11 protein-coding genes and 1 tRNA gene (1 of these 12 only partly in view) are annotated in these 10,706 nt (G+C 56.7%); 5 read left to right on the top strand and 7 right to left on the bottom strand.

Features of this window, described 5'->3' with window-relative positions:
* Positions 1–675: the start of a fused MFS/spermidine synthase gene (locus WDO70_11870; protein MEJ0063857.1), read on the bottom strand. 966 nt of this gene lie to the left of the window's left edge; only the first 675 of its 1,641 coding nucleotides appear in the window; it begins with the start codon at positions 673–675; its stop codon lies beyond the left edge, outside the window.
* Positions 676–957: 282 nt separating this feature from the next.
* On the opposite strand from WDO70_11870, the gene WDO70_11865 reads away from it, so the two are divergent.
* Positions 958–3,042, top strand: coding sequence for a hypothetical protein (locus WDO70_11865; GenBank protein ID MEJ0063856.1), 2,085 nt, complete (start codon positions 958–960; stop codon positions 3,040–3,042).
* A gap of 2 nt (positions 3,043–3,044) precedes the next feature.
* Here the strand turns inward: WDO70_11865 and WDO70_11860 are convergent, their stop codons facing one another.
* A complete protein-coding gene (locus WDO70_11860; protein ID MEJ0063855.1) occupies positions 3,045–3,443 on the bottom strand; it encodes a hypothetical protein in 399 nt (132 codons plus the stop codon).
* Positions 3,444–3,514: 71 nt separating this feature from the next.
* On the opposite strand from WDO70_11860, the gene WDO70_11855 reads away from it, so the two are divergent.
* On the top strand, positions 3,515–4,369 hold the full coding sequence (locus tag WDO70_11855; GenBank protein MEJ0063854.1) for a folate-binding protein: 855 nt from the start codon (positions 3,515–3,517) through the stop codon (positions 4,367–4,369).
* A 244-nt stretch (positions 4,370–4,613) separates the two neighbouring features.
* A complete protein-coding gene (locus WDO70_11850; protein ID MEJ0063853.1) occupies positions 4,614–4,787 on the top strand; it encodes a hypothetical protein in 174 nt (57 codons plus the stop codon).
* A gap of 197 nt (positions 4,788–4,984) precedes the next feature.
* On the opposite strand, the gene WDO70_11845 is transcribed toward WDO70_11850, so the two are convergent.
* A tRNA-Pro gene (locus WDO70_11845) sits at positions 4,985–5,061 on the bottom strand.
* Between the two features lie 118 nt (positions 5,062–5,179).
* Complete coding sequence (locus tag WDO70_11840; protein MEJ0063852.1) at positions 5,180–5,674, bottom strand: DUF192 domain-containing protein; 495 nt, start codon at positions 5,672–5,674, stop codon at positions 5,180–5,182.
* A 106-nt stretch (positions 5,675–5,780) separates the two neighbouring features.
* Between WDO70_11840 and WDO70_11835 the strand changes: the two genes are divergently transcribed.
* Positions 5,781–6,605 (top strand): hypothetical protein, encoded by an 825-nt coding sequence (locus tag WDO70_11835; GenBank protein MEJ0063851.1) that lies wholly within the window; start codon positions 5,781–5,783, stop codon positions 6,603–6,605.
* A 49-nt stretch (positions 6,606–6,654) separates the two neighbouring features.
* Here WDO70_11835 and WDO70_11830 read toward each other — a convergent pair whose 3' ends face one another.
* Positions 6,655–7,590 (bottom strand): alpha/beta hydrolase, encoded by a 936-nt coding sequence (locus WDO70_11830; GenBank protein MEJ0063850.1) that lies wholly within the window; start codon positions 7,588–7,590, stop codon positions 6,655–6,657.
* A complete protein-coding gene (locus tag WDO70_11825) occupies positions 7,568–9,376 on the bottom strand; it encodes an ABC transporter ATP-binding protein (protein ID MEJ0063849.1) in 1,809 nt (602 codons plus the stop codon). The genes WDO70_11830 and WDO70_11825 overlap by 23 nt, the downstream gene beginning before the upstream one ends.
* 149 nt (positions 9,377–9,525) lie before the next feature.
* Between WDO70_11825 and rssA the strand changes: the two genes are divergently transcribed.
* Positions 9,526–10,500, top strand: a complete 975-nt coding sequence (rssA, locus tag WDO70_11820) for a patatin-like phospholipase RssA (GenBank protein ID MEJ0063848.1) — start codon at positions 9,526–9,528, stop codon at positions 10,498–10,500.
* Here the strand turns inward: rssA and WDO70_11815 are convergent, their stop codons facing one another.
* Positions 10,501–10,704, bottom strand: coding sequence for a hypothetical protein (locus WDO70_11815; protein MEJ0063847.1), 204 nt, complete (start codon positions 10,702–10,704; stop codon positions 10,501–10,503).
* Positions 10,705–10,706 lie beyond the last annotated feature (2 nt).

Genomic DNA, 10,706 nt, shown 5'->3' with positions numbered 1-10,706 from the left:
AGGGCGAATGCCAGCCGAAGCGCGAGGAGCCGCATCGATCGCGGGCGCCTTCGCCGTCTCGCGAGAAAGCGTGGGATTAGGCGGATGAGTGCGGATTTCAAAGAACAGCGCAATGCCGAAGACGCATAATATCGGATAGGCATACAACCGCCTTGGAACAAGCCCGGCCGCCAGTAAAATATTCATGCCTGCCGCCACGACAGCGGTCAGGCGCGTGCCCATAATCGGCAGCAACACGAATCCGCCGATCAACGACCCCGCGATAGCCCCCAGCGTGTCCCAAAAATAAACTGTTCCAGTATCGCGCGCCGATTCATCCACGGAATCGAGATAGAGGCCATTGATGAGGGGAAAAGCGCCCCCCATGAAAAAAGCGGGCAAAAATGCGTAAAACCAGATAATCGCATAATGCAAGCTATTGGCGAGCCATGCGACGTGGACGCCATGATGCACGGCATCCAGCCATTCCGGAATCCATTGATAGTTAGCCAGAATGAAATAGCCATAAAGGCCGGCGGCCAGCATCATCAGGCATATAAGGGAACGGCTGCGCGTATTGTGACGCGTCATGCGGGAAAATAGCAGGCTCGACAAGGCCAGCCCGCCCAGAAAAGAGGATATAGCCAGCGCTACGGCGTGGGTGCTTTCCACGAAAAACATAAATAGCACGCGCACGCTGTACATCTGATATATGAGCGCGACGAACCCAACCCAAAATATAGTGCCAAGCTGAAAATAGCGGGAACGCGTCTGTATCATAGAAAACTTGCCCTGTTTACCAGTGATTGGCTCGAATCAAAGCTCTCTCGCAAGGTATCGCCATGGAGGGCGCATGGCAATGAGGGCGATCTCAATCAAACGCCCCCTACCCCCCGGCAGCGGCTTTAGTTGCTTGCCAGCCTCGCCAGCAATTTGATACTGATTCCCGATTGATTAAATCATTTCGGGACTTCGGCCATGTTCAGCGATTTGCGCAATCTTTACCAAGATCCCCAGGAAATCGAGGCGCGGCGCTCATCCCAGCTTAAAACCCTGCTCGAAGGCTGGCGCGACGGCAAGAAGGGCATATGGGACGTCCTGTACGAAACCGGCAAGATCATGGATATAAGTGGCTATGGCAGTCCCTTCGGGCATGTCAGGAACGATGATACGCGCTGGCTTGTCGAAGAAGTTGCCAAACGAAACGGCGACCAAGCCAAGCGCGAAGGCTTCACGGTCGACGGCCAGATGACCGACGAACAGAAAAAAATCGAAGCGGCCCGCGAAAAGCTTAAACCTCATATCAAGCCGATCTTTTTCGATCCCGCGCAGACGGCGGAAATCGCGGTGGGCATTGGCGAGCTTATCGATAGCATTAAGACAGACAATCTGAATTCCTTCGCAGCCGCGCGGGTGATCGTGGGCACGATCTGCGCCGCGCCGGAAATCGGGCTACCCCGGGAGATCTGGAGCGATTTTCATGAACGCTATGTCGAGAATAAAGCTTTCTTCGATATGCCGTATGAACGATTTTTCGCCCGCCTGTACGAACTCAAAGAATGCGAGGAAGCGCGTGCTAGGGCGATGGCCGTCATCGGCAGCTTCGATCCTGAGCCGGAGGATGCCGCCCGTAAAAGGCTTCAACCCGCGATCGACCAGTTCCATGCCGACGCGCCGCCGCTGGAAGATGGCGCGAAGCTGATCGGCGGCATTTCTATCGACGCCAGCGGCAGCGGCATGATCAAACCTAGATACTATAATCCGGCCTATCTTCCCAATGCACCGACTTCAGGGGAAGATGATTTCGACCCTTATCGGGAGACAGTCGACAAAGAGCACTATCGCGGGACTACGACAGCACGCATTACGACTTACAATATATCTTTCACGCCCAAGAATCCGGAGCAACTCGGCAGCCTGCGCGAAACGGTACGGAAGGCCCTTGAAACTCTTATCGATGTTGCCCCTGCCTTTGGCATTCCAACCGACAATACCGCCGAGCGTGAAGCTTATAGGCGGCCTAGATTTCAGTATTATCCGCGAGAGGGGATTGTTCATACCGGGCTCTATGAAGACGAAGGCACCGTGAAACTGACTAACCGCCTCGACCTCGACGACGTATTCAATCTTTATTATTTGCTCGAACGCCATATCGAACCGAACGCGTCCATTGCCCAGGCATTGAACAATGCCCGTTATGTCGAGGAGCGCGGCACGCCGATGTGCATGGAGGATATCGGAGAAAAGTATGATCCAGGCAATATGAGTCCCGACATGCAAATCGGCAGCCTGCACGATACGCCCATCGGGGAAGCGGTTCCCAAAATCATGTCGGACGCGGTTCAGCAATATGTCGCCGGGCTGTCATCGGAAGAGCAATTGCTGCGGCAGGCTTTTATCCTCGCGGGTCATACCTTGACGGGCCGTCTGGCCGATCCGAATGGCGCTTTGCCGCCCTATCAATTGCTGCTCGAAGCCTCCAAGGAAACGACCGGTGTTCCCGTGACTTATGAAGAGGCCTATCGCGACCGCGTCAAAGAAGTCCTGCATATAGCGATCGGCATTCCCCTGGATTCCGATCAGCCTTTCGCCGAGGCCCTGCGCGCGCGAACCGAGGCCACCAAGGAGCATGTGCGAGAACAGATGCGCGACCAAGTGCGCGCGCAGGAAGCAAAGAGAGATGCCGACTGCATGGCCAGAGAGCGTAGTGCGAACTTTGATATCGGCGAAATGCTGAATTCATATACCTCGTATAGCGGGGCCGTGAATATCAGCGACCACCTCGCCGGTTATTCAGAAGAGGATATAGATCGGTCGGAAGAGGCCCGCGCGACCGCGCTCACCCTTCCCTGCAATCTGGCTCTACGATCCAGTGAAGTCGGCTATTGCATCGACCGGACTTATCCGGGAACGTTATATACCAGCCGTATGATCCATTCCCCGTGGGTACGGCATGAGCTGCCCGCCGCGCTGGCTCCGTTCGTGCAGCCTTCTCCCGACCGCCCGGAACAATCTCCGCAAAGATTGTTCGGCCAGCTGACGGGAAAACCATCTAGAGAATAATTTTAGTTTGATGGATGAATATCCATCGGTCGCAATTCCCCCGGCATTGCGGAAGGATGCGGCGCGGGCGCCGTCGTTGGCGCAGGCACGGGAGGCGGCGGTGCGGCCACTGCCGGCGGTAACGGCGGAGATACCGGCGCGGCGGCGCGAGGAAGCGGCGGCGGCGCATAGGCAGGGCGCTGCGGCGGATCGACATTGATCAAACGGCTTGCCAGTTCCGGACGCGGCTCCGCATAGCATTCAGCTTTAGCCAACGTGCTGTAACACCATGTGCGCGGCGGCAGCTGTTCGGCGGGCGCGACATCGCTCCTCGATTTCCACGCCTCCGGCCAATGGACGGAATTACAGCCGCCGACCAGCGCCAGCGCGGATAAAGACAGACATAATTTAAGCCTTTTCACATTCATGTTCCGAAGGTTAGAGAAGGAATCTTAAGCTTGTCTTAAACGCGGAATTGCCCAATGATAACGCCATGCCCTTCACTTCCTTAGATTACCGCGGCGTGGTCGCCATCGGCGGCCCTGACCGCCAGAAATTCCTGCAGGGACTGGTGACGCAGGATGTCGCATTGACGGGGCCCGATCGCGCCCTTTATGCAATCTTGCTGACACCGCAGGGAAAATTCCTCCATGATCTATTCATCATCGAAACCGGCGACGCGCTGTGGCTGGATTGCGAGGCTGCGCGCATCGGTGATCTTATCCAGCGCCTTAGCCGCTACAAGCTTCGCAGCGAAATCGATATTGCCGATGTCTCCGCCGAATATGGCGTGGCGATTTCTTCGGATAAAACGCCGGTGGACGAGCCTGGGCGCGCGCAGCGTTACGAAGACGGATTCATGTTCACCGATCCGCGCCTGAGTGCTCTCGGCCGCCGCATGATCCTGCCGCGCGCGAAGCTGCCGCCGCGCAATGACGCGGTGCTTCATGATTGCGAATATTCTCGGCTGACTCTCGGCGTGCCGGACGGCAGCCGCGATATGATCCCAGGCGAGAGCATCCTGCTCGAATATAATCTCGAACAATTGAACGCGATCAGTTTCTCCAAGGGCTGTTACATCGGACAGGAACTCACGGCCCGCACCTATCATCGCGCCTTGATTAAAAAACGCCTGTTTCCGGTGCGGATCGAAGGCCCCTGCCCGGCTCCCGATTCGCCTGTCATCGCCGGCGGACAGACCGCAGGCGTCATGCGCAGCGCGCTGGGCGATGCCGGTCTTGCGATGATCAAACTCGATGCCGTGCGCGCCAAGGCCGTATTGCATTGCGGCGAAACAAAACTAGTTCCCTTTTTTCCGCAATGGCTTCACATCGACACGAATGGTTAGCGCCTGCAACAAGACATGCAATAGCGCAGCGAAGCCAAGGAATGCGCAGGCCGCATACAAATTCCTCGAATTGATGACGATGAAATGCTGCAGCCGCGCAATTTTTTTGCGCGCGCAAATCCATGAGACGGATATAAATTTTATGACAGTTCATATATTTTTGAAACGGATCGCAATCAAATCATTCGCACTCCATGCGCGCATGTACTATAGTGATCGCACACATTGATACAGGGAGAGACTTATGCCCCATTCGCAAGCCGCTCTTAAAGTTCAAAGAATATCCGAAGGCGATACCGCGCTGGACATGCCCCGGCATCACTCGACTTCATACGCAATCGTCAGCAATATCGAGAAGACGTCATCCGGCCAGTTGCTATGGAAAGAAGAAGCCATGTGCGACATGGCTACGGACTGATTGACGTCCCAGTTTTATTTTGGATAACCGAATGCATTCCCCGGCTGGATTTTCCGCCGGGGAATTTTCTATTTGAGACGCTTTTTGCGAAGGATAGAGAGAGGTGGCTTGCCGGGCCGCAGCGAGCGCGGCAGCCAGTCCGCCTTCGCCCGTTGGGCTACGGCGTGACAGCCTTCACTCGCTACGCTCGCGAAGGCTGGTCGGGGCGCCCGGATTCGAACCGGGGGCCTTCTGGTCCCAAACCAGACGCGCTACCAGACTGCGCTACGCCCCGAAGCCTTATGGATAATGCATGCTAAAGGCAATTGGCGCTTTTATGCTCTAATTCTCAAACTTTGGCAAACGGGAGCTCCGCGATTTTCGCTATGGAGCGGCTTTGTCGTTCAAAACAACTATGGCAAAGCGACCCTCGCGCCCGGCCTGATCCCAAGCCGCGCGGCTCGCCCCCCCTGAATTTCCAGGGCCATAAGAACCGGCTTCTCCGAACTCATCGGCATGGTCGACAGCGGGGTTGCCCCGGCAACGACTTTCACGATCTTGCTATCGGCGCCGATAAAGATAATGTCGAGAGGAATCAGGGTATTCTTCATCCAGAAATACATGACTCTGGGCTGTTTGCTGACAAACAGCATGCCGTCGGTACCGGGCAGCTCGTTTAGAAACATCAGGCCGTAAGCCTGTTGCTCGCCGGTTCGGGCCACCTCGACCTCAAGATTCTGCTCAGGGCCGGAATCGCCGCTTACCGTTATCCTCGCCCTGTCAAATACAGGACGCTTGTCCGCCGATTCGGCGCCAGCATGGGCCTCATGCCCGCTTAACAGGCCAGCTAATATGAAAAAACAGCACCAAATACGCAGGCTCCGGACTTCACGGAAAAATTCGTTCATAGTTTCATAACCATATAAAGACAGAATTCTCTTAATTAAGATGTTTTTCTATCCACTACAATATGATAAATTAATTAGGTATTTTTGTATGAACGGGGTTTGGGACATGAAGATCGCAGCAGTGACGTGCTTTGCCCTCATGGCTTCATTGTTGCCACATGCCAGTTATGCGCAGGATGTCGTGGCGAAGCCAAGCGGTACGGGTGGCGGCGTATCATCTTTCATTTTCGACATATTCGGCCTTTCTCCCAAGCCGACAGACAAAGACAAGGCGGCGAAGAATAAAGCGGCCACGGCCTCCGATTACAATATATTCGTTCCCCCCGCTTCCCTCAAGCGAGGGCTCCCCGGCAAGAGCGGCAACAGTACTGCAGGCGCGAGAGCCGTAGCCAAACAAGCCGCCGTCACGCGCCAGAAAGCGCAAGAGCAGCTCAAGGACAAGATTAGCGCCAGCATGCGTCCGGTATCCGACATGGACCTCAGCATGGCAAATGCCGATCCTTCCGCTCCCGGCGGCGTCAAAATCACCATCCATCAAAAAGAGGGTTCCGGCTTCGATAAATTGCTGAGCCTGAGAGTGGGCCAAAGTTTCGGCATTCCAATCGACGACGTGCCGCGAAACTGCACGCTGGAAACCACGGGCATGGTCATGTCGAGCAAAATATTACGGGGCTTCACGGTTGAAAAAGGAACAACCGAAACGGTTTATGGCGGCAAGCTTTACAAAATAAATTTCATGCCCATGGTCGCATGCAATTATGCCGGGTCTATATTAAGGGGAGTCAGCGTGCGTCCGCGCGGCAATCAATATATAATGCCCCTTGGCCAGCTTCCATGCACGGCGCCCGTATGGCTTAAGGAAAATAAGCCGGTTACCGTGCAGTTTTATTATCAGACCAACGGCATACCCACCTGCCGTTATTCTTCCTGAAACATATAATCATCGCGATTCTTAAATTGCGACGAGCATATAGGGGGCCTTAAGGAGTTTTCTCCATGCCGTACCCGCTCGTTGCGGTTATGGTTCCGGCGCGCGAACTTTCTTTGTCCTGGGTCAAGGACGCCATGAATTCCATAACCGCCGCGTGAACGGCGCTATCATAGATCGTACTGTGATCGAGCCCCGCCATGAACATGGCGCGTTTTGGCTCATTCGCGGCGGCATAGAGTTTCTTGCCGAACTGCGCCGGCACGACCATATCCGCTTCGCCATGCATGATCATCAAGGGCATATGCACATTGGCGATCTTGCTGAGAGAATCGAAGCGATCCCAAATCAGATGACGAACCGGCAAGAAAGGATAGCGCCAGGCGCCCACATCCCCGGTCGAAGTATAGGGCGATTCCAGAATAACGCCGGCGGCTGAATATTCGGTCGCCATTTGCACGGTAATGCCGGTGCCTATGGACTCGCCATACAGGATCAGCTTCCGATCCGTTATGCCTCGCATCTTAAGATCGTTCAGCACCGCCCTCGCATCGCGGTAAAGCCCCTGTTCGGTCGGCGAGCCCGGATTGACGCCGAAACCGCGATACCCGACCATGACCAGGCCATAGCCGGCGCCTACCCATGGCAGAACCTTGAAGTTCCTTTGGCCCGGATGGCCGGCATTGCCCTGCATGAAGACGATGGTAGGCTTCGAGGCATCGCGCGGCGCATGATACCAGCTGGTGATCGTGAGGCCATCGTCGGTCGTAAGCCGCATCGGCCTGAATTCCGACATGCCCCATGCGGCGGGATTAAAGACTCCGCGGTCGGGGAAATACATCAGCGAACGCTGGCCGAACGTCATTGCAATGCACAAAATGCAGTAGGCCAAAACCAGCGTCAGCATCATCCTGCCGACTTTCTGGCGGCGGAGTTCCTGCTCCTGTTCGCCCATTCCTCCGTGATCAATGACGTTCGCCGTTTGCATATTCGGATTGTAATCCGGATTCCGTTAAATCTCCCTGAAAACCATCGCTCTGACTTCCATAAAGCCGTGCATAAGCGCCACCGCGCCGCAGCAAATCGCGATGCGTGCCCTGGTCCACCACGCGCCCGTGATCCAGAACCACGATCTGATCGGCATCGACGACCGTGCTGAGGCGGTGCGCCACGACAATCGTGGTTCTGCCGCGCTGCAACCGGCGCAACGCATCCTGCACCGCGCGCTCCGATTCGTTGTCGAGCGCCGAGGTCGCTTCATCGAGCAGCAAAATAGGCGCGTTGCGAAGCATGGCTCTCGCAATCGCGATGCGCTGGCGCTGCCCTCCGGACAGCTTGACCCCCATTTCTCCGACCACGGTATCGTAGCCTTGCGGCAGCGACCTGATGAACCCGTCCGCATAAGCCGCCACGGCCGCGGCCTGGATTTCCGCCTCCGTCGCATCGGGTTTGCTATAGGCGATATTGGCGCGGATGCTCTCGTCGAACAGCGCCGTTTCCTGGCTGACCAGCGCGATATGGGAGCGCAGACTGGCAAGCTGCAAATCCTTGATGTTCTGACCACCGATGGTGATGGCGCCCGCCTGCACGTCGTAGAATCTGGGAATAAGGTTGATGATCGTTGATTTTCCAGAACCCGATGGCCCGACGATGGCGACAGTCTTGCCATGCGGCACCTCGATCGTCAGACCGGACAATGCCTGAGTTCCATCCGGATAGGCGAAGTTCGCGCCATCGATAGCGATGGTATAATCCTGGGATTGAAGCGGGATGGCGGACGATCCGTCCTGGATATTCGGTTTCATATCCAAAATCTCGAAGACTCGTTCCGCCGCCGCCAGCCCGGCTTGCAACTGAGAATTCATTTTGGCCATGCGCTTCATCGGCTCATAAGCCAGAAGAAAAGCCGTAATGAAGGCAAAGAGAGAGCCGGGTGTATTCGCGCCCGAAATCACCTGCATGCCGCCATAGAGAAGAACCGCGACGATGGCGAGCCCGCTGAGAATTTCGGTGACCGGTTGGGTCATGGCCCCGATCCGGACGCCCTTGACCGACAGCCTCAAGATATTTTCGGTGATGCCCGTCACCCGGCCCTGCTCATGGTCTTCCATGCCATAGGCCTTCACATGGCGCACACCCTGGAAAGTCTGGCTGAGGAAGGCCGAGAATTTCCCTATATCCGCCTGCGTATTCGCGGCGTTGCGGCGCATCTTCTTGCCGACCTTCGCCACGAACCAGGATGTCGGCGGAAAAATCAGGAACGCTCCGATCGCGAGCTGCCAATCCTGATAAAACATCGCCCCGACCAGCACCGCTAAAGTCAGCGACCCGCGAAACGCGCTCACAAGGCATTCGGCGACCGCCACCCTCATGACGGCGACATCGTTGGTCAGCCGGGCAAGCAGCGCGCCGGAAGCGTTGGCATGGAAGAACGCCAGATCAAGCCGCAGCATATGACGGTAAAGCTCGCGCTGGACATTCGTCACGATCTGCTGGCCGATCTTGTTCATGATGACCGTCTGCCCATAGGTCGCGAATCCGCGCAGCGCGAAGACGGCGATGATGCCCACGGCAACCTCGACCAGGCGCACCTCGTCGCGCGGAATGACCACCTGGTCGATGATCATCTGCATCATGAATGACAGCGCGCCGGCCATCGCCGCCGCCACGGCCATGAAGAAGACGGCCATGGCGACCTGGCTCAAATATGGGCGCAGATAGCCGCGAAACAGGCGTGCGATTAATTGCAGGGAAGGCGCTGGTTTTCCGTTCATTTCATCACAAATATGGAAGAAGGCAAAAGAACCCGCTTTCGTCGTTCGCAGACGCAAAAAAAGCAGCTTAAGCGGTTTATTTACGTCCCGCGCCTATCATAGAGATTATTGCGTGAATAGACAGCCCTTTTGTGGGTCAGAGACAGAGCATGGATGACGGACGCCCCTTCCCTCCAAAGGCTTTGCACCGCCGGAAAATCGGCCTGGCGCTGGGCAGCGGCATGGCTCGCGGATGGGCCCATATCGGCGTGATTCGGGCGCTCAGGCGCCTGGGATTCAAATTCGATATCATCGCCGGATGCTCGATAGGCGCGCTGGTCGGCGGCATCTATCTCGCCGATAAAATGGAGGAGCTCGAGGCTTGGTCGCTCGGCCTCAACAAAAGAAAAATCGTCAGCTTTCTCGACCTCAAAGTGCGCAGCGGCGGCATGATCAGCGGCCAGCGCCTGCTCGACGAAGTCAAACGCCATATCGGCGGCTTGAAAATCGAGGACCTGCCGGTGCCTTACGCCGCCGTGGCGACGGACCTCGTGACCGGCCATGAAATCTGGCTCCAGGAAGGCGGACTTGCCGAAGCGATGCGCGCGTCGTTCTCGCTGCCCGGCGTATTCCCTCCCATTCTGCATGACGGAAGATGGCTGGTGGACGGGGCCCTCATCAACCCGCTGCCGGTCGGCGTCTGCCGAGCATTGGGCGCGGACATGGTCATCGCCGTCAACATCAACGCCGATATTATCGGCAAGGCGCGCCGCCCCGAATCCACCATTCCCACGGCGGCGGGATTCGACCTGCTGAAAATCATCGAAAGCACCGCCGAGCTCGAAAACAAAATGAGCCTCATGGACAATCTGACGCGGCGTATATTCCGCCGCGACTATGACGGGCCAAGCCTATTCGGCGTCATGACCGCCTCGCTCAACATCATGCAGGATCGCATCACGCGCTCGCGCCTTGCCGGCGATCCCCCCGACGTGCATATCGCGCCGCGCCTGGGGCATATCGGCCTTCTGGAATTCGACCGCGCGGAAGAGGCTATCCGGGAAGGCGAAGCGGCGGTCGAGCGCAAACAGCACGAACTGGCCGACGCGCTGCGCGTTCTGTCGCAAAGCGCGATGACGAACTGATCATCGCTCCTTGCACGATCCGAAAGCCAGCAGCGATCCGCCGGGGCCGCTGCATTCGAGCGGGCGTTCGGGCGTGTTGAACGAAAACAGCATGCACAACCCGACCACCAGCAGCATGAGGATAAGTCCCATCAACAGGCGGTCTCTCCATGCGTCGGCATCTTCTTCCTCTTTCCTTGATTTTTTCTTGCGGTCTTTTTTCATGG

The organism is Alphaproteobacteria bacterium, assembly GCA_037200005.1.
In the GTDB taxonomy this organism is placed as follows: domain Bacteria; phylum Pseudomonadota; class Alphaproteobacteria; order UBA9219; family RFNS01; genus JBBCGY01.
Note: the sequence above shows the minus strand (reverse complement) of the source record. Positions and strands in the feature narration are given on the sequence as shown.

Coding starts and splice junctions, on each gene's coding strand:
- WDO70_11865 (MEJ0063856.1), top strand. CDS start 958: ATGTTCAGCGATTTGCGCAATCTTTACCAAGATCCCCAGGAAATCGAG.
- WDO70_11855 (MEJ0063854.1), top strand. CDS start 3,515: ATGCCCTTCACTTCCTTAGATTACCGCGGCGTGGTCGCCATCGGCGGC.
- WDO70_11850 (MEJ0063853.1), top strand. CDS start 4,614: ATGCCCCATTCGCAAGCCGCTCTTAAAGTTCAAAGAATATCCGAAGGC.
- WDO70_11840 (MEJ0063852.1), bottom strand. CDS start 5,674: ATGAACGAATTTTTCCGTGAAGTCCGGAGCCTGCGTATTTGGTGCTGT.
- WDO70_11835 (MEJ0063851.1), top strand. CDS start 5,781: ATGAAGATCGCAGCAGTGACGTGCTTTGCCCTCATGGCTTCATTGTTG.
- WDO70_11830 (MEJ0063850.1), bottom strand. CDS start 7,590: ATGCAAACGGCGAACGTCATTGATCACGGAGGAATGGGCGAACAGGAG.
- WDO70_11825 (MEJ0063849.1), bottom strand. CDS start 9,376: ATGAACGGAAAACCAGCGCCTTCCCTGCAATTAATCGCACGCCTGTTT.
- rssA (MEJ0063848.1), top strand. CDS start 9,526: ATGGATGACGGACGCCCCTTCCCTCCAAAGGCTTTGCACCGCCGGAAA.
- WDO70_11815 (MEJ0063847.1), bottom strand. CDS start 10,704: ATGAAAAAAGACCGCAAGAAAAAATCAAGGAAAGAGGAAGAAGATGCC.